General features: G+C 68.7%; 18 protein-coding genes. 8 read left to right on the forward strand and 10 right to left on the reverse strand.

What is annotated here, in order from left to right:
• Positions 1–56: 56 nt before the first annotated feature.
• Positions 57–494 carry a preprotein translocase subunit SecG gene (gene secG, locus ACVPT3_RS08915; protein ID WP_492040563.1) on the reverse strand — a complete coding sequence of 146 codons (438 nt, stop codon included), beginning with the start codon at positions 492–494 and terminating at the stop codon, positions 57–59.
• A gap of 78 nt (positions 495–572) precedes the next feature.
• Positions 573–1322, reverse strand: coding sequence for a triose-phosphate isomerase (tpiA, locus tag ACVPT3_RS08920; RefSeq protein WP_492040564.1), 750 nt, complete (start codon positions 1320–1322; stop codon positions 573–575).
• Between the two features lie 139 nt (positions 1323–1461).
• Here tpiA and ACVPT3_RS08925 point away from each other — a divergent pair, with 139 nt between their 5' ends.
• Together ACVPT3_RS08925 and trpE are read left to right on the forward strand one after the other, a co-directional pair.
• A complete protein-coding gene (locus ACVPT3_RS08925; protein ID WP_492040565.1) occupies positions 1462–3369 on the forward strand; it encodes a peptidyl-prolyl cis-trans isomerase in 1908 nt (635 codons plus the stop codon).
• The gene (trpE, locus tag ACVPT3_RS08930; RefSeq protein WP_492040566.1) at positions 3366–4883 is read left to right on the forward strand and encodes an anthranilate synthase component I; all 1518 of its coding nucleotides are present in this window, start codon (positions 3366–3368) and stop codon (positions 4881–4883) included. Before ACVPT3_RS08925 ends, trpE begins: the two co-directional genes overlap by 4 nt.
• Here the strand turns inward: trpE and ACVPT3_RS08935 are convergent.
• Positions 4880–5086, reverse strand: coding sequence for a hypothetical protein (locus ACVPT3_RS08935; RefSeq protein ID WP_035307384.1), 207 nt, complete (start codon positions 5084–5086; stop codon positions 4880–4882). The genes trpE and ACVPT3_RS08935 overlap by 4 nt on opposite strands.
• A gap of 87 nt (positions 5087–5173) precedes the next feature.
• On the opposite strand from ACVPT3_RS08935, the gene ACVPT3_RS08940 reads away from it, so the two are divergent.
• The 4 genes from ACVPT3_RS08940 (at position 5174) to lexA (ending at position 8434) form a co-directional block, all read left to right on the forward strand.
• Positions 5174–5764, forward strand: coding sequence for an anthranilate synthase component II (locus tag ACVPT3_RS08940; RefSeq protein ID WP_492040567.1), 591 nt, complete (start codon positions 5174–5176; stop codon positions 5762–5764).
• A gap of 16 nt (positions 5765–5780) precedes the next feature.
• On the forward strand, positions 5781–6818 hold the full coding sequence (gene trpD / locus ACVPT3_RS08945; RefSeq protein ID WP_492040568.1) for an anthranilate phosphoribosyltransferase: 1038 nt from the start codon (positions 5781–5783) through the stop codon (positions 6816–6818).
• Positions 6815–7609 carry an indole-3-glycerol phosphate synthase TrpC gene (gene trpC / locus ACVPT3_RS08950; RefSeq protein WP_492040569.1) on the forward strand — a complete coding sequence of 265 codons (795 nt, stop codon included), beginning with the start codon at positions 6815–6817 and terminating at the stop codon, positions 7607–7609. The genes trpD and trpC overlap by 4 nt, the downstream gene beginning before the upstream one ends.
• Before the next feature lie 123 nt (positions 7610–7732).
• Positions 7733–8434: a transcriptional repressor LexA gene (gene lexA, locus ACVPT3_RS08955; protein WP_492040570.1), complete on the forward strand. Its 702-nt coding sequence runs from the start codon at positions 7733–7735 to the stop codon at positions 8432–8434.
• Here the strand turns inward: lexA and ACVPT3_RS08960 are convergent.
• Positions 8415–10601: a ComEC/Rec2 family competence protein gene (locus ACVPT3_RS08960; RefSeq protein ID WP_492043804.1), complete on the reverse strand. Its 2187-nt coding sequence runs from the start codon at positions 10599–10601 to the stop codon at positions 8415–8417. The two genes, lexA and ACVPT3_RS08960, sit on opposite strands and share 20 nt — an antisense overlap.
• Between ACVPT3_RS08960 and gltX the strand changes: the two genes are divergently transcribed.
• Both gltX and gltA read left to right on the forward strand, forming a co-directional pair.
• Complete coding sequence (gene gltX / locus ACVPT3_RS08965; protein WP_492040571.1) at positions 10600–12015, forward strand: glutamate--tRNA ligase; 1416 nt, start codon at positions 10600–10602, stop codon at positions 12013–12015. The genes ACVPT3_RS08960 and gltX overlap by 2 nt on opposite strands.
• 67 nt (positions 12016–12082) lie before the next feature.
• Positions 12083–13384, forward strand: coding sequence for a citrate synthase (gene gltA / locus ACVPT3_RS08970; protein ID WP_492040572.1), 1302 nt, complete (start codon positions 12083–12085; stop codon positions 13382–13384).
• An 81-nt stretch (positions 13385–13465) separates the two neighbouring features.
• On the opposite strand, the gene lpxB is transcribed toward gltA, so the two are convergent.
• From lpxB to ACVPT3_RS09000, 6 genes are read right to left on the reverse strand one after another with little or no spacing between them, the layout of a single operon-like run.
• Entirely contained in the window at positions 13466–14635 is a 1170-nt protein-coding gene (lpxB, locus tag ACVPT3_RS08975; RefSeq protein WP_492040573.1) for a lipid-A-disaccharide synthase, read from the reverse strand.
• Positions 14632–15471: a UDP-2,3-diacylglucosamine diphosphatase gene (gene lpxI / locus ACVPT3_RS08980; protein ID WP_492040574.1), complete on the reverse strand. Its 840-nt coding sequence runs from the start codon at positions 15469–15471 to the stop codon at positions 14632–14634. Before lpxI ends, lpxB begins: the two co-directional genes overlap by 4 nt.
• Entirely contained in the window at positions 15468–16256 is a 789-nt protein-coding gene (gene lpxA, locus ACVPT3_RS08985; RefSeq protein WP_492040575.1) for an acyl-ACP--UDP-N-acetylglucosamine O-acyltransferase, read from the reverse strand. Before lpxA ends, lpxI begins: the two co-directional genes overlap by 4 nt.
• Entirely contained in the window at positions 16256–16732 is a 477-nt protein-coding gene (gene fabZ, locus ACVPT3_RS08990; RefSeq protein WP_492040576.1) for a 3-hydroxyacyl-ACP dehydratase FabZ, read from the reverse strand. Before fabZ ends, lpxA begins: the two co-directional genes overlap by 1 nt.
• A 2-nt stretch (positions 16733–16734) precedes the next feature.
• Positions 16735–17748 (reverse strand): UDP-3-O-(3-hydroxymyristoyl)glucosamine N-acyltransferase, encoded by a 1014-nt coding sequence (gene lpxD, locus ACVPT3_RS08995; RefSeq protein ID WP_492040577.1) that lies wholly within the window; start codon positions 17746–17748, stop codon positions 16735–16737.
• Between the two features lie 7 nt (positions 17749–17755).
• Positions 17756–18361 carry an OmpH/Skp family outer membrane protein gene (locus tag ACVPT3_RS09000; protein ID WP_492040578.1) on the reverse strand — a complete coding sequence of 202 codons (606 nt, stop codon included), beginning with the start codon at positions 18359–18361 and terminating at the stop codon, positions 17756–17758.
• Positions 18362–18376 lie beyond the last annotated feature (15 nt).

Below are 18376 nucleotides of genomic sequence, written 5' to 3' on the forward strand. Positions count from 1 at the left end.
AGAAGAAAGCGCGCCCTGCGGCGCGCTTTCGGGAAGTCGGGTCGGTGGCCTGCCCGTTACTGGACGGGCTGCTGGACCGGGGCGGAAGTCGGCGCCGTCGTCGCCGACGGCAGGCTGGCTTCCAGATCGTCCAGCGAAGGCGCCACCGGCTGGGCCGGGGCGGCCGGTTGTTGCTGAGCGGGCTGTTGCTGTTGGGTCTGCGGCGTGGTGGCCAGCGAGCCCACGGCGTCGGCGTCGATCACCGAGACCGAGGCGCGGTCCATATTGCCCACGACCGTCAGCACGATGGTCAGACCGAACAGAAGGAAGGCCAGAACCCAGGTCACCTTGGTCAGCAGATTGCCGGCGCCGCGCGCCGTCATGAAGCCGGACGGGCCGCCGCCCATGCCCAGGGCGCCGCCCTCGGAGCGCTGCAACAGCACGACGCCCGTCAAGGAGACGGCGATCAGGATGATGGCGACGAGCAGGATGGTCTGGAGCATGGCGTCATTCATGTAGGCGCGGAGCTGCGCCGATCAAGCGGCGGCCTCTATCACCGAAGCCGCCGGGGGGCAAACCTCAAGCCGCGCCGATCAGGCGGCGCCAACGATCTTCAGGAAATCCTCGGCCAGGAGCGAGGCGCCGCCGACCAGGGCGCCGTCGACTTCCGGAGTCGCCAGGATTTCGGCGGCGTTGTCCGGCTTGACCGAACCGCCGTACAGGATCGGCGCGCGCCGGGCGCCCTCGCCCAGCCGTTTGACGATGGCGACGCGCAAGGCGGCATGGACCTCGGCGATCTGGTCCAGGGTCGGGGTCAGGCCGGTGCCGATGGCCCAGACCGGCTCATAGGCGACGGCGAACGGCCGCTCGGACAGGCCGTCCGGCAGCGAGCCCTCGACCTGGGCGCTGACCACGCTCACGGCCTGGCCCGCCTCGCGCTGCTCCAGGGTCTCGCCCACGCAGACAATAGGTTCCAGGCCGGCCGCGATCGCGGCCTCGACCTTGGCGGCCACCTGGAAGTCCGTCTCTCCAAAGGCCGCGCGCCGTTCCGAATGGCCCAGAATGACCAGGACGGCGCCGGCGTCCACCAGCATTTCCGCCGAGACGGAACCGGTGAAGGCCCCCGACGGCGCCTCATGACAATCCTGTCCGCCCAATTCCACCGCGCCGCCTGCCAGGGCCGCGCGCATACGGTCGGTCAGGGTGGCGGGGGGGCAAAGGGCGACCCTGCATCTCGACGGCGAGGCGGCCATCGCCTGTCTGAGGGCCAGGGCCTGCGACACATCGGCAGAGACCCCGAACATTTTCCAGTTGCCGACGATGAACTTCACGGATTGTTTCATCGCGCCTGTCTAAGGGGCCGAAAAGGCCAAGCCAAGAGGGGTGCCGCAATCTGGACATCAAGCCGTCCTTGCGGGAGCGCGCCTGCCCCGACTATACGCCGCTGATACGCCGACGTCGGCGCCTGCACCGGGTTTTCGAATGATCACCGCCTTCCGCGCCTTCTCGCGTTCCAAGTGGGCCGTCGCCCTCCTCGTCCTGATCGCGATCAGTTTCGTGATCGTCGGCGCGCGCATGGACGTGTTCGCCAATCTGGGGCCCAAGCATGTGATCGACGCCGGCGACCGGTCGATGAACGAGGCCGAGTTCAGCCTCGCCTTCGGCCGTGTTCGCGACAACATCCAGCAGCAGGCCGGGCGGCCGGTGACCAATGAAGACCTGATCGCCGAAAACATCCACACCCGTTTCCTGGACAGCCAGACCGAGCAGCTGGGCTTCGTGAACTGGGCCTGGAAGGCCGGAATCCGTCCCGGCAAGGAACTGATCGTCAAGCAGATCCGCCAGATCCCGGCCTTCTTCAACTCGGTGACCCGCGAGTTCGACCAGCAGGCCTATGAGAGCGCCCTGGCGCAGCAGAACCTGACCCCCGCCATGCTGGAACAGGACATGCTCGACCAGTATGTGACCGAACATTTTGGCTCGGCCGTCTTCGCCGGCGCCCGCGCGCCGCGCATCTATGGCGCCCTGCTGGCCGGCTCCGCCTTCGAGTCCCGTGACGGCCGCTGGTTCGAGGTCACCCCGGCCATGGCCGGCGAGATCCCCACACCGACCGACGCCCAGCTGAACGCCTTCATCCAGGAAAACGCCGCCCGTCTGCGCGCGCCGGAGTTCCGCATGGTTTCGGTCGTCCTGTTCACCCCCGATCCGGGCGCGACGCCGACCGTTTCCGAAGACCGAATTCGCGAGCGTTTCGAGTTCAAGAAGGACAGCCTCGGCAAGCCGGAAACCCGCACCTTCGTGACCTTGACTGCGCCCAGCCGCGACGCCGCTCAGAAGATCGCCGCCGCCCTGCGCGCTGGTCAGTCGCCAGCCGATGTCGGCCGCGCCAACAGCATTCAGCCCGCCAATTTCGACGCCACGCCGCGCGCCGCCATCGGCGATCCCGCCACCGCCGCAGCGGTGTTCGGGCTGCAAGCCAACCAGGTGTCGGACCCGGTCCAGGCCGGCGTCGGCTTCGCCGTCGCCAAGGTCACCGCCATCCAGCCGGGCCAGCCGGCCACGCTGGAGAGCGCCCGCGAACAGATCGTCCAGGAACTGCGCGCCGAAGACGTCAAGGGCCAGACCTACGCCAAGGTCGAGAAGTATGAGGCCGCCCGCACGGCCGGCAAGAACCTGGCCGACGCTGCGCGCGAGGCCGGCGGCCGCGTGGTCGACCTGCCCCCCTTCACCCAGGACGGCAAGCTCCCGGACGGTCAGGCGCTGAACGCGCCGCCGCAGGTGTTCGAAACGGCCTGGAGCCTGACCAAGGGCGGCGAAAGCGACGTGATCGACGCCGGCCAGGGCCAGTATTTCGCGGTCCGCGTCAACGACATCCGCCCGTCGGCCTTGCCGACGTTGGCCGAGGTCCGCGCCCCCCTGACCGCCCAGTGGACCCGGCGTGAAGTCTCGCGCCGTCTGTCGGCCAAGGCTGAGGAACTGGCCGGACGCGTCCGTCAGGGCCAGGATATCGCCGCGGTGGCCCGTTCGATCAACGCGCCCCTGACGGTTCGCACCGGCGTCGTTCGCGACCAGGCCACACAGCAATCCCTGGGCGAGGGCGTGCTCCAGGGCCTGTTCGGCCAGGGCAAGGGTCAGGTCTTCTCCCAGCCGGGCGAGGGCGGCTTCCTGGTTGGACGGGTCGACGGCGTCCACGCCGCAGCCCCGGCTGTCGCCGGCCCCCTGGCGGAACAGGCGCGGCCCCGCATCACCCAGGAAATGGTCCAGGCCATGGTGCAGGCGGAAATGACGGCCGCCGCCAAACGCTCCAAGGCCAAGAACGACGTCGGTCTGGCGCGCCAGGCCCTGGGCCTGTCCGCAGAGCCGACCGCCCCCGCCGCACCGGCCCAATGACCGGGACAGCGTCCGGCGAACCCGATTTCGACGCCTTCGCCGCCGGCCTGTCGGCCGGTCGGCCGCAGGTGCTGGTGCGGCGTGTCATCGACGACCTTGAGACGCCGGTTTCGGCCTATCTGAAACTGGGTCACAGCCGGCCCTACGCCTGTCTGCTGGAATCGGTCGAGGGCGGCGCGGTCAAGGGCCGTTATTCGATCCTGACCCTGGACCCCGACGTGGTCTGGCGCTGCCGGTCGAACACGGCGGAACTGGCGCGCGGTCCCGCCATCGCCGAGGGCCGGTTCATTCCCGAGCCCCTGCCGACGCTTCAGTCGCTGCGCGCCCTGATCGCCGCTTCCAAGTTCGACCTGCCCGAGGGCCTGCCGCCGATGGCCGCCGGCCTGTTCGGCGTCTTCGGCTACGACATGGTGCGCCTGCTTGAGCCGCTGGGCGAACCCAATCCCGATCCGCTGGACCTGCCCGACGCGGTCCTGACCCGCCCGTCGCTGGTGGCGATCTTCGATTCGGTGGGCCAGGAAATCATCCTGATCTCCGCCGCCTATCCCGACACGGGAGGCGCGGCACGCCAGGCCTTCGACGCCGCCCTCGCCCGGCTGGACTCCTTTGAGACCGGACTGCGCGACCCCCTGCCAGTGCGCGCCGCGCCGCAGCCGACGCCCGCTCCGACCTTCGCCTCGCCCGTGGACGAGGCCGGCTTCGGCGAGATGGTGGCCAGGGCCAAGGACTATATCGCCGCCGGCGACATCTTCCAGGTCGTGCTCAGCCACCGCTTCTCGGCCCCCTGGACCGAAGATCCCTTCGCCTTCTACCGCTCCCTGCGTCGCCAGAACCCGTCGCCCTATCTGTTCTATCTGAACTTCGAAGGCTTCCAGCTGGCCGGGTCCAGCCCGGAGATCCTGGTCCGGCTCAAGGATGGACAGGTCACCATTCGTCCGCTGGCCGGAACCCGTACGCGCGGCGCTACGCCCGAGGCGGACAAGGCGCTGGAGGTCGAACTTCTGGCCGATCCCAAGGAACGCGCCGAACATCTGATGCTGCTGGACCTGGGCCGCAACGACGTCGGCCGCGTCGCGGCACCCGGCACGGTCGAGGTGACCGAGAGCTTCGTCGTCGAACGCTACAGCCAGGTCATGCACATCGTCTCCAATGTGCGCGGCAAGGCCGATCCGAAACTGGACGCCGTCGACACCCTGCTGGCGGCGCTTCCCGCCGGCACCCTGTCAGGCGCGCCCAAGGTGCGGGCCATGGAAGTGATCGACGAGCTGGAGACCGAAAAACGCGGCGTCGGCTATGGCGGCGGCGTCGGCTATATCTCGGCCGGCGGCGAGGCGGATATCTGCATCACCCTGCGCACCGCCCTGTTCGCCGATGATCAGATCTTCGTCCAGGCCGGCGCGGGCGTGGTCGCCGACAGCGATCCTGCAGCCGAATACGCCGAGACCCGGCATAAGGCCCGCGCGCCCATGCGGGCCGCCGACGACGCCTGGCGCTTCCGCACCGGCAATCGCTAGGGGCCGTAGGTCGCCGGGGGTTCGTCAAAGCGGACGCCCGGCCCCAGCACGACGACCCCAGCCATGACCACGGCCGCTGTGGCGGCCAGGGCGGCGGCGCCGAGAGCCGCATAGGGGCTGATCGGCTTGGGTTCGACCACGACCAGCTTCGCCTTGGCGGCGGCGATCTTGTCGGCGATGTCTTTTTCGGCGCTCAGTTTCACACCCCCATCTGCCCCCGCCAATGTTAAGATGCGCTTTAACGCCGCGCACGCTTGGCGCGGCGGCTTGTCACGCCTAGAAGCCAGATCATGATCCTCGTCGTCGATAACTACGACAGCTTTACCTACAACCTCGTCCACTACCTCGCGGAGTTGGGCGCGCCGACCCGTGTGGTGCGCAACGACGACCTGACGGCGGACGAGGCCTGGGCGCTGACCCCCGCCGCCGTCCTGCTGTCCCCCGGCCCCTGCGCGCCCGATCAGGCTGGCATCTGCCTGCCGCTGATCGAAAGCGCCCCGGCCGATATGCCGATCCTGGGCGTCTGCCTGGGCCATCAATCGATTGGTCAGGCCTTCGGCGGCGACGTGATCCGCGCCAAGACCCTGATGCACGGCAAGACCTCGCCGATCCTGCACGACGGCAAGAGCGTCTTCGCTGGCCTGCCCTCGCCCTTCACCGCCACCCGCTATCATTCCCTGGCCGTGAAGCGCGAAACCCTGCCCGACTGTCTGGAAGTCACCAGTTGGACCGCAGACGGCGAGATCATGGGGCTCCAGCACCGCAGCCGCCCTATCCACGGCGTCCAGTTCCACCCAGAATCCATCGCCACGGAACACGGCCACGACATGCTGGCCAACTTCCTCGAGATCGCCGGCGTGAAGCGCCTCGCGGCCGCCTGATCGTGGCGGCCTGATCATGGCTGACGGGTTCAAGCCGATCCTCGCCCGACTGGTCGAGGGCCACCCCCTGACGTCCGAGCAGGCGCACGACTTCTTCGCCGCCTGCCTGCGCGGCGAACCGACCCCGTCCCAGGTCGCCGCCGCCGTCACCGCCCTGCGCATCCGGGGCGAGACGGTGGACGAGATCGCCGCCTTCGCCCAGGCCATGCGCGACGCCGCCCTGACGCTGGATCATCCCTACGAGGTGATCGACACCTGCGGCACCGGCGGCGACGGCCAGCACACCTACAACATCTCCACCGCCGCCGCCCTGGTCCTGGCCGGCGCGGGCCTTAAGGTCGCCAAGCACGGCAACCGGGCCATATCCTCGAAATCCGGCTCGTCCGACGTCCTGTCGATCCTGGGCGTCAACCTGGCCGCCAGCCCGGATCAGCAGCGCAAGGCGCTGGACGAGGCCGGCATCTGTTTCCTGTTCGCCCCCGCCTACCACGGCGCCATGCGACATGTCGGCCCAGTCCGCGCTGAAATCGGTTTCCGCACCGTCTTCAACCTGCTCGGGCCGCTGTCCAACCCGGCCCAGGCGAAACGCCAGGTCATGGGCGTCTATGATCCCCGCCTGCTCGAGCCCCTGGTCGAGGTGCTGGGCCGGCTGGGCGCCACCCGCGCCTGGACCGTCCACGGCCAGGGCCTGGACGAACTGGCCACCTCAGGCCCGACGGAAGTCGCCGAATGGAAAGACGGCGCCATTCGCCGCTTCCAGGTCACGCCCGAGGACGCCGGCCTCCCGCGCGCCTCCATCGACGCCATCCGCGGCGGCGACGCCGAGGAGAACGCCACGGCCCTGCGCGCCCTGCTGGCGGGTCAGACCGGCCCCTACCGCGACATCGTGTTGCTGAACGCCGCCGCCGCCCTCGTGGTATCGGATCGAGCGGCGGACCTCGGGGAAGGCGCCGTCCTCGCCGCAGCCGCCATCGACGACGGCCGCGCCGCACAGGCGCTGGAGCGTCTGGCCCGCATCACCTCCACGCCGCTGGATACCGAAGACAAAGCATGACCGACGTCCTGGACCGCATCGCCGCCTACAAGCGCGAGGATGTCGCCGCCCGCAAGGCCGCGACCACCCAGGACGCCATCGAGGCCCTGGCCCAGGCCGCCTCGTCCCCGCGCGGCTTCCGTGCGGCCCTCGACCGAACCGTCGAGGAAACAGGCCGCCCGGCCCTGATCGCCGAGATCAAGAAGGCCAGTCCGTCCAAGGGGCTGATCCGTCCCAACTTCGATCCGACCGCCCTCGCCATCGCCTACGAGGCCGGCGGCGCCTCCTGCCTGTCGGTCCTGACCGACGGCCCCAGCTTCCAGGGCGACGACGCCTATCTGGGCCAGGCCCGCGCGGCGACCGCCCTGCCCTGCCTGCGCAAGGACTTCCTGGTCGACCCCTGGCAGGTGGCCGAAAGCCGGGCGCTCGGCGCCGACTGTATCCTGATCATCCTGGCCATGATCGACGATCAGCTGGCCGCTGAACTGCTGGCAGAAGCCGAAAGATTCGGGATGGACGCCCTGATCGAGACCCACGACGAGGCCGAAATGGCCCGCGCCTGCGCTCTGGGCGGAGACTTGGTGGGGATCAACAACCGGTCGCTGCGGACTTTCGAAGTCGATCTGGAGGTCACCGAGCGCCTGTCGATGCTCAGCCCCGTGCGCGCCCTGCTGGTCGCCGAGAGCGGCATCTTCACCCCGGAGGACGTTGATCGCGTCTCCGCCGCCCACGCTCAGGCCATTCTGGTCGGCGAAAGCCTGATGCGTCAGTCCGACGTCGAGGCAGCGACGCGGACGCTGCTGGCCGCCTGATTCAACCCGACGTGCGTGGTGAAGCGACGCCGTTAAGTTGACATTAGGAAGGAACACTTACAGAACATCGTCAATGTTCACGGCCCGTTCCGATTCGAGGGACGGGCCTATGAGGGCCTGGCGATGCTCACGCGCAAGCAGCACGAACTGCTGATGTTCATCCACGAACGGATTCAGGAGACCGGCGTCTCCCCCTCGTTCGACGAGATGAAGGAGGCGCTGGATCTGGCGTCCAAGTCGGGCATTCACCGGCTGATCACGGCGCTGGAGGAACGCGGCTTCATCCGCCGCCTCGCCCATCGCGCCCGCGCTCTTGAAGTGACCAAACTGCCTGAACAGGCCACCGCCGGCGCGCCGCGCGGCCGGGCCGGCTTCAAGCCCGACGTCATCGAGGGCGGCGGCGGCGCGCCACGCCCCGCTGCGGCCTCAGCCGCCAACGACACCCGCGAACTGCCCCTGCTGGGCAAGATCGCCGCGGGCACCCCCATCGCCGCCATCCAGCACGAGCAGGAGCGCCTGTCGGTGCCCGAATCCATGCTCGGCAAGGGCGATCACTACATCCTCGAGATCGAGGGCGACTCCATGATCGAGGCCGGCATCCTGAACGGCGACCTCGTGGTCATCCGGCGCGGCGACACGGCCAATAGCGGCGAGATCGTCGTCGCTCTGGTCGAGGGTGAAGAGGCCACGCTGAAACGACTGCGTCGCAAGGGCGGCTCCATCGCCCTGGAGCCCGCCAACCGCAACTACGAAACCCGCATCTTCGGTCCCGACCAGGTCGAGGTTCAGGGCAAGCTGGTCGGCCTCATGCGCCGCTATCACTGACACCCGGATCCGGCCGGCGCGCCCAGGGACGATCCCCGCGCACGTCGGCCGTCCAGACCGCGCGCCAGCGGTTCGCGCCAGCCGCACCGTCGCGCCACAACTCCACCGCCCCGCCGCGCGCGAAATCTACCCCGTCCAGCACCAGCCGCCCCTCGCATGAGCTGGGCAAGGCGTGAACGACCGCCCGCACGCTGACGACCCGCGCCGCACGGCACAGGGCCGTCATCTGCTCAACATCCGGCGCTCGCCTGCCCCACCACAGGGCGACCGCCCCCGCCTCGGCGGTCTCGGGTCGGCACGAAGACCGATCACAGGCCCAGCCCGCCTCCGCCCGATCCGCCAAGGTCAGACCGCGCCGCCGAGACCAAAGGTCCGCCGCGAACTCACGCACACCCGGCCGGATCACGACCGCCTCGCCCTGACGATGAAGCGCCGCATTGGTCCCGCCGTCGCCGATCCAAATGTCCGGCGTCGGCGCACGCGGCCAGACCAGAACCGCCGCGGCCAACGGCAGGCCCAGCCACCGCAGCCGCCCCTGCCACAGACAGACGAACAGCACGCCCAGAAAGGCCACGGGCAGCACATAGTCCGGCGCGCTGGCCACCGTCTGCACCGCACCCGGCAGCCCCGCCGTCCAAGCCCCTATCGCCAGCATCAGATCGACGCCCCACCCCGCCACCGCCAGGAAAGGCCCGCCCAATCCCAGAGGCTCCAGCGCCGCCCCCAAGGCCAGAGCCGGCATCAGGACGAAGTCCGCCACCGGCGCCGTGCCCAGATTGGCCAGCAGACCGTACATGGCCGTCCGGTTGAAATGCTGCATGGCGAACGGTCCCGTCGCCAGCCCCGCCACGACGCTGGCCGCCACCGCCGCCGTCAGCCAGCCGCCGAGGCGCTGGACCGCCAGGATCGGCCACGGGGCCGAAATCTCGCGCGTCCGTCCGGGCCAGGCTTCGACCAGGGCGACCAGGGCGGCGGTCGCCGCGAAGGACATCTGGAAGCCGGGCGTGACGATGGCTTCCGGCTGTATCGCCAGGACGACGAAAGCCGCCACCGCCAGGCCGTGCATCGTCACCGCCTGCCGATCCAGCAGGATGGCCAAAAAGGCGATGGCGGCGGTGATGGCCGCCCGCTCGGCCGGCGGCGGGGCGCCGGACACCACCAGATAGACGCCGACCGCAGTCAGCCCCGCCACCGCCGCGACCTTCTTGCCCGGAACCCGCAACGCCAGCCAGGGCCAGGCCGCCACCCCCAGCCGCGCGGCGAAGAAGACGAACCCGCCGACAATGGCCATATGCAGGCCCGAGACCGACAGGATGTGCGCCAGGCCGGACTCCCGCATCACGTCCATGTCGGTCTGACTGATCCAGGCCTCGTGGCTGGTGGTCATGGCCGCCGCGATCCCGCCGGTTCGCTGGCCCAGCCGCGCCACGATCCGTTCCGCCAGGGCGTAGCGCGCTCCATTCACCGCCATGGCCAGCCGCAGCCGCCACGGCGCGGGGGGCAGATGGATCCGCCGCGTCTCACCCAGGGCGAAGGCCACGCCCCCCATGCCTTGGAAGAAGGCGTTGCGGCCGAAATCATAGGTGCCGGGACTGGCCGGCGCGGGGGGCGGATTGAGAATGGCGAACAGTCGGATCGCCTCTCCCGGTCTTGGCGGCTCGCCCCGCACCGTGGCCCGCAGCCGCACCGGCGTCCGCTCCGCCTCCACGCCTCGGACCCACACCGGCGCCACCACCACACGCGCGCCGTTCTGGCCCGGGCTGTCGACATCGACCACCCAGGCCTCAATGACCGTCGCCTCGCTCAGGGCAGGCGCAATCGGCGCGGCCACCACTTCAGTCCGCACCTTAGCCGCCGCCAGGCCGCCGAGCAGACAGGCCAGGATCATCAACGGCCATGTCCTGCTCCGCCTCCAGCCGCGCCGTTTGGCTGTCAACCAAGCTGTCAGAGCCAGACCGGCCGCCGCCAGCAGCGGCCACAACAACGGCTCGCCCCGCAAGGTGAAATAGATCGCGCTTCCCGTCCCAAAGGCCACCGGCGCCCACAGCCGCCATCTCAACGTCTGGGCTGCGACCTCTTCAGCCAGCAAGGCGCTCAATCTCGCGGCGGGGGTAGGCTTTGACGCGTCTGGGCGTATAAGGGCCTCGCTTACGGACCCCTCCCCCATGACCTTGCCCTCTTCGACTGTCGTCACCCGCTTCGCCCCCTCGCCGACAGGCTATCTGCATATCGGCGGCGCGAGAACCGCCTTGTTCAACTGGCTGTACGCCAAGAGACACGCAGGGCGTTTCCTGATCCGGATCGAGGACACCGACCGCGAACGCTCGACCGACGAAGCGGTGAAGGCCATCTTCGACGGCCTGAGCTGGCTGGAGCTGTTCGCCGACGAAGAACCCGTCTTCCAGTTCAGCCGCGCCGACCGTCACCGCGAAGTCGTCGATCAGCTGCTGGAGACCGGCCACGCCTATCGGGATTTCACCACCGCCGAGGAAACCGGCCGCCTGCGCGACGCCGCCAAGGCCGAGCGACGGGCCTTCGAATCGCCTTGGCGCGACCGCACCCCGACCGTCGACGACCTGGCCCTGCCGCACGTCGTCCGCTTCCGCCGGCCGCAGTCCACGACCGTCACCGTCGCGGACGAGGTCCAGGGTTCGGTCAGCTGGTCGACCGACGACCTCGACGACCTGGTCCTGCTACGCTCAGACGGGGCCCCGACCTATAATCTCGCGGTGGTGGTCGATGACCACGATATGGGCGTGACCCACGTCATCCGCGGCGACGACCACCTGAACAACGCCGCCCGCCAGAGCCTGATCTACGACGCCCTCGGCTGGACCCGCCCGACCTTCGCGCACATCCCCCTGATCCACGGCCCCGACGGCGCCAAGCTGTCGAAACGGCACGGCGCCCAGGCGGTCCACGAATATGCCGAGATGGGCTATCTGCCCGAGGCCATGCGCAACTACCTCGCCCGGCTGGGCTGGGCGCACGGCGACGACGAACTCTTCAGCGACGCCCAGGCGATCGAATGGTTCGATCTGGCCGGCATCGGCAAGGCGCCGGCGCGGCTGGACTTCGACAAGCTGGCCCACGTCAATTCGCACTGGCTGCGCCTGGCCGACGACGAGCGCCTGGCCAAGCTGACGCTGGACATCCATCTGGCGCGCGGCCGCAGCCTTGCCGAAGCCGACGAGGCCAGGCTTCAGCGCGCCATGCCCTTCGTCAAGGATCGCGCCAAGACCGTGCTGGATCTGGCCGACCAGACCGAGTTCGTGCTCAAGACGCGCCCGCTGGACATCGACGACAAGGGCCGCGCCCTGCTGTCCGGCGAGACCTTGGAGCGTCTGGCGCGCCTGCGCGACCGGCTGGCCCTGTTCCAGTCCTGGGATGTCTTCGCCCTGGAAGCCGAACTCAAAAGCTTCGCCGAATCCGAAGAGGTCGGGTTTGGCAAGATCGGTCCGCCGATGCGGACGGCCCTTACCGCTGGGTCAACTTCACCCGATATCGCACGAACTTTGTCCGCTCTCGGGCGCGACGAAAGTCTCGGGCGCTTGGATGATGCGCTGCAACAGACTAAGTGATCACCCACAACCAAAAAAGCGGCCGACGCCTCCCCGCGCCTGGACGTGTGATGCAAAGGGGCATTTCATGACTGAACAAGCCAATACCGCCGGCTCGGCGACCCTGTCCTTCGAGGGCAAGACCATCGAGTTGCCGGTCCTTTCGGGCTCCACCGGCCCGGACGTCATCGACATCCGCAAGATGTATGCGGGTACGGGCGCCTTCACCTTCGACCCGGGCTTTACCTCCACCGCCGCGTGCGAATCGGCCCTGACCTATATCGACGGCGACGCCGGGGTGCTGCTGCACCGGGGCTATCCGATCGACCAGCTGGCGTCGAAGTCGAACTTCGTGGAGGTCTGCCACCTGTTGCTGCACGGCGAACTGCCGACTGCGGCGCAGTACGAAAAGTTCGAAAACAGCATCACCATGCACACGATGCTGCACAGCCAGTTCGACCGTTTCTTCGAAGGCTTCCGCCGCGACGCCCACCCGATGGCGATCATGGTCGGCACGGTCGGCGCCCTGTCGGCCTTCTATCACGACAGCCTGGACATCCATGATCCGGTCCAGCGCGACATCTCGGCCATCCGCCTGATCGCCAAGATGCCGACCATCGCTGCCCGCGCCTACAAATACCACGTCGGCCAGCCGTTCGTGTCGCCGCGCAACGACCTGTCCTACGCCGAGAACTTCCTGCGCATGTGCTTCGCCGTGCCGGCCGAGGACTATCATGTCGATCCGGCCCTGGTGCGCGCCATGGACCGCATCTTCACCCTGCACGCCGACCACGAACAGAACGCCTCGACCTCGACCGTCCGTTTGGCCGGTTCGTCGGGCGCCAACCCGTTCGCCTGTATCGCCGCCGGCATCGCCTGCCTGTGGGGCCCGTCGCACGGCGGCGCCAACGAAGAGGCGCTGACCATGCTGAAGCAGATCGGCACCCCGGACAACATCCCGGAGTTCATCCAGGGCGTGAAGGACCGCAAGTACAAGCTGATGGGCTTCGGCCACCGCGTGTACAAGAACTACGATCCGCGCGCCAAGGTCATGCAGCAGTCGGCCTATGAAGTCCTGGCCGCCACGGGCCGCGAGAACGACCCGCTGTTCCTGGTCGCCAAGGAGCTGGAGAAGGTCGCCCTGAACGACGAATACTTCACCTCGCGCAAGCTGTTCCCGAACGTCGATTTCTATTCGGGCATCACCCTGTCGGCGATGGGCTTCCCGACCAGCATGTTCACCGTCCTGTTCGCCCTGGCCCGCACCGTGGGCTGGATCGCCCAGTGGCAGGAAATGATGGCGGATCCGTCGCAGAAGATCGGCCGCCCGCGTCAGCTCTACACGGGCCCGACCGAGCGCGACTATGTGCCGATCGAACAGCGCGGCTGATCGAGCGCCACAGGCCTGAAATGCAGAACGCCGGGGCGCAGGCCCCGGCGTTTTTCTTTGTCCTGGACAGGGCCGGCGCGCCTATCCGGCGGCCTTGGCCTCTATGACCCGCAGCACCGCCTCGGCGGCCAGGGCCGAAGGATCCGCCCCGCCCCGTCCCATCAGGTCCAGCGCCGCCGTCTGACGAGCCGCCTGCTCGACCCCCGCCTCGGGATCGTTCAGCAACCGCCCAACGGCGGCCGCCAGATTTTCAGGCGACGCCTCGCCCTGGATGAACTCCGGGGCGATCCGCTGATCGGCGGCGATGTTGAACAGGGTGATGTGTTTCGCCGTCACGACCCGTTTCATCAGCTCATAGCTGAGCGCACCGATCCTGTAGGCGATGACCATGGGCGCCCCGGCCAGGGCCAGTTCGGTCGAGACCGTGCCGCTGGTGGCCAGGGCCGCCGTCGCCGCGCGCATGGCGTCGTATTTCTCGGCCTCGTCGACCAGATGGACGCGGAACGGCCAGGCGGACACGCGACCGATCACATCCTTGGACACCGTCCCCGCGGCCGCCACAGCAACCTCCAACTTCGGGTCCTGCGCCTTCAGACGAGCCACTGTCGCCTCGTAGACGGGCGTCATCCGCGCGATCTCGGCGGGGCGGCTGCCGGGCAGGATCAGCAACAGTTTCGCATCGGCGGCTATGCCCCGGCGGGCGCGGAAGGCCGCGCCGTCGGCGTGATCCATATCCACATGAAGGGCCGAAGACCCGACGACGGTCGTGGGCAGGCCCGCACGCTCGAACCAGGGCGCATCGAAGCTGTAGAGGGCCAGCAGGTGATCGACGGTACGCGCCAGGGTCTTGGCCCGAACGGGACGCGACGCCCAGACCTGAGGGCCGACATATTTGATCAGAGGCACGTCCGGCCGCGCGGCGCGGATGGCCTCGGCCACGCGAATGGTGAAGCCCCAGCTGTCGATCAGCACCACGGCGTCGGGCTGTTCGGCTGCAGCCAGAGCCGCCGTCTCCAGAACCCGGCGCCGGACCATGCCATAGGCGCGCAGGCCCTCGATCCAGCCCAGGATCGACAGCTCGGCGATATCGAAGGGACTGACGACGCCCTCCGCCGCCATCCGAGGCCCGCCGACGCCGACGAAGCTCACCGTGTCGCCCAGCCGCTTCCGGAGCGCTTGGGCCAAGCCAGCGCCGAGCGCGTCGCCCGAGGCCTCGGCCGCGACCAGCATGATCTTCAACGGACGGCTCATCGGTCTTCACCCCAGACGAACAGACCCAGCCGGTCCGCAGCCGCCACTATAGCCGGCCGGTCGATCAGGATCAGCCGCCCCGTCACGCCGGCGATGCCCGCCAGACCCGCCGCCGCCGCCAGTTCGACCGTGCGCGGCCCGATCACCGGCATGTCCACGCGCAGGTCCTGGATCGGCTTGGGCGCCTTGCCCAGCGCCCCCCTGGGCGCGGCCGGAGAACCGCGAAGATCGGCCGGCAGGCCAGCCACCCGGTGCAACATGGCGTCTGTGCCCTCCTGGGCCTCGACCGCCAGCACCAGACCGTCGCAGACGACCGCGCCCTGGCCGATGTCCAGTTCGCCTGACTTTTCCGCGACATACAGCGCCTTTCTCAGATCGACGATCTGCTCCGGCGTCGGCGTTGCAGCACCGAGAGCGCCGTGCGCCAGGGTCTCGCCGCCCAGGATGTCGTCGGCGCCTTCAACGGCGAATCCTTCGACCTCGAACACCGACAGGATCTTGCGCAGCAAGGCGTCGTCGCCCTGGGTCGCCGCCGCGACGATCCCCGGCAGCAGAGTCGCGCCCTTAAAGTCCGGCTTCAAGCTCTTGAAATCAGGCCGGTTGACGATACCCGCCAGACAGACGGTCGTGCAGCCCTCGGCCTTCAGCGCCTTCAGTATGGCCCCGATCTGGGCCATGCCGAACTCGGCGCCCGGCCAACGGGTCAGGTGAGGATCGGCGAACCCGGCCAGACGGATGATGAAGACCGGCCGCCCCTCGGCGTCGCACCGCGCCGCCACCGCCGCCGGCAGGTCGCCGCCGCCGGCGATCAGCCCCAGCTTTCCGGGCGCGCTCATTCCGCGTTCGGCAGACACAGCGGACGCCGCCCGCCGTCGCGGATGAAGGCGATGATCTCCACGATCTCGGGCAGGTCGGCATAGGCCTGGGCCACCCCCTCGATCCGGCCGGCGAACTCGCCCTCGCCCTCGAACAGGTCGCGATAGGCGGCCAGCAGCCGACGCACCTGATCCTTGCCATAGCCTTTGCGCTTCAGCCCGATCAGATTCAGCCCGCGCAGCCGCGCATGATTGCCCCAGGCGGAGCCGTAGGGGATGACATCACGGGTCACGGCGGCCAGACCGCCGATGATCGCCCCCTGCCCCACACGGCCGTTCTGGTGGACGGCGCACAGACCGCCCAGGAAGACCTTGTCGCCGATATGAGCATGACCGCCCAGGGTGGCGTTATTGGCCATGACCAGATTGCTGCCGACCACGCAGTCGTGGCCGATGTGCGCGCCGGTCATGAACAGGTTGTTGGAGCCGACGACGGTCACGCCCGTTCCCTGCGGCGTGCCCCGGTTGAAGGTGCAGTGCTCGCGGATCAGGTTGTTCTCGCCGATCTCCAGCCGCACCGACTCGCCCTTGTAGCCGTTGTGCTGAGGGTCGCCGCCGATGACGGCGAACGGATGGATCACCGTCCCCGCCCCCACCGTCGTGTCCTGCTGAACCACCACATGGCTGACCAGCCGCACGTTCTCGCCCAGGACCACGTTCGGCCCGACGGTGCACCAGGGGCCGACCTCGACCCCGTCGGCCAGGGTCGCCGTGGCGTCGATCAGGGCGGTCGGGTGAAGGGTCATCAGGCGGCGGGCTCTGTCGCTGGAGGGGGCACGGTCACGACCATGGCCATGAATTCGGCCTCGGCGGCCAGTTTTCCGTCGATGAAGGTCTCGCCGCGGAACTTGTAGGCGTCGCCGCGCGCCTTGATCACCTTGACCTCCATGCGCAGCTGGTCGCCCGGCCGCGCCGGCTTGCGGAAGCGCACGCCATCGATGGACATGAACATGATGACCTTGTCGGCCACGGCCACGTCCAGGGTCTTGGACATCAGCAGGGCGCCCGTCTGGGCCATGGCCTCGACGATCAGCACGCCCGGCATGACCGGATCGATCGGGAAATGCCCCTGGAAGAAGGGCTCGTTATGGCTGACGTTCTTGACGCCGACGATGGAGGTCCGGGGCACGAAGGCCTCGGCCTTGTCCACCAGCAGGAAGGGATAACGGTGCGGCAGTCGCCGCATCACCTCGGCGTAATCGATCTTGCCGTCTTCGCTCATCCCTATGATTCCTTCGGGGCCTTCTTTGAAGAGGCCTGTTTGGCGAGCCAGATGGTTTCGCGCAAGAACTGTCGGATCGGACGGGCCGGATAGCCGGACCAGGTCTCGCCCGCCGGAATGTCGGCAAGCACCCCGGCCCCGGCTGCGACCCGCGCGCCCTCGCCGATGGTGATATGGTCGCCGATCCCCGCCTTGCCGCCGAAGATGACATTGTCGCCGCTGGTCACCGAGCCCGAAATGCCGGTGTTGGCGGCCATCAGATTGTTGCGTCCGATGACGCAGTTGTGGCCCACCATGACCAGATTATCGATCTTGGTGTTCTCGCCGATGACCGTGTCGTCATAGGCGCCACGATCGATGCACGAGTTGGCGCCGACCGTCACTCCATCCTGAAGGATGACGCGACCCAGCTGGGGAATGTCCATGGCGCCGGCGGCCGTGCCGGTGGCGCCGAAGCCCGCCTCGCCGATCCGCGCGCCGGCGTACAGTTTCACCCGGTCGCCGATCAGGGCGAAGCCGACGGTGACATTCGCGCCGATGACGCAGTCGCGGCCGATCTGCACGCCCGGACCGATGAGGGAATTGGCGCAGATGCGCGTGCCGCGTCCGATGCGGACGCCCTCGCCCAGGACGACGCCGGGCTCGATGATGACGCTGCCGTCCTCGGCCGCCTCGGACGCCGCCATGGCGCGGTCGAGCGTCACCGGCCGGTGCAGCAGGGCCGAGGCCATGGCCCAGGAGGCCTGGGGCGTGCGGGAGACGATGACGGCGGCTTCAGCGGGCGCTGATGCGACAGCCTCGGCCGGCACGATCACGCAACCCGCCCTGGTGGCGGTCAGGGCGGCGACGAACTTGCGGTCGCCCAGAAACGCGATCGCGCCCCCGTCCGCAGAGGACAGGGGCGCGACGGAACCTATGATCCGATCCCCGCCCCTCTCGACCTCGCCTCCGATTTGCGACGCCAAATCGGCGACGGACAGGGGGGCGAGGGTGTCGAAGAAGCGGGTGTCGGGCATGTGGACCTTAGTTGGCGGCGGCCGGCTGTTGCGACTGTTGGGCCGGCACGGCCATACGGTTGAACGACAGGGTCGGCAGGGCCGTGTTCAGGCGCTGGATCGCCGCATCAGTCAGGTCCATGGCCGGGTTCATCATGAAGACGCTCTCGCGGTCCAGCAGCAGGCCGCAGCCCTTTTCCTGGTACAGGGCGGTCAGGATCGGCGACACGGCCTCGGTGATGGCCTGGCGTTGCATGGCCAGGGTGTAGCGCAGTTCGTTCTCGCGCGTGCTTTCCAGCTGCTGGGCTTCCTGGGCGCGCTGCTGCAGTTGCTGGCGACGCGACTGCAACTGGTCGGCAGGGAGGCTGCCGCCCTGAGACTGCAGTTGCTGGGCTTCCGTCTGGATCGCCGTGGCGTAGGGCTGGAGCTCGCCCTGAACTTCCTGGGCGAGCTGTTGCATGCGCGCCTCGACGGCCTGGCCGGCAGCCGACTGGGCCAGCAGACGGGCGTTGTAATAGACGCAGACGCCCGGAACGACCGGACCCGGGTTGGCGGGCGCGGCGGCGGTCTGGGCGGAGGCGGCGGTGGCGACCAGGGTTGCGGCGGCCGTGGCGGCGATGATCAGAGCTTTCATGGGTATCCTCGTGCG

The organism is Brevundimonas sp. FV1ps31S (assembly GCF_058681265.1).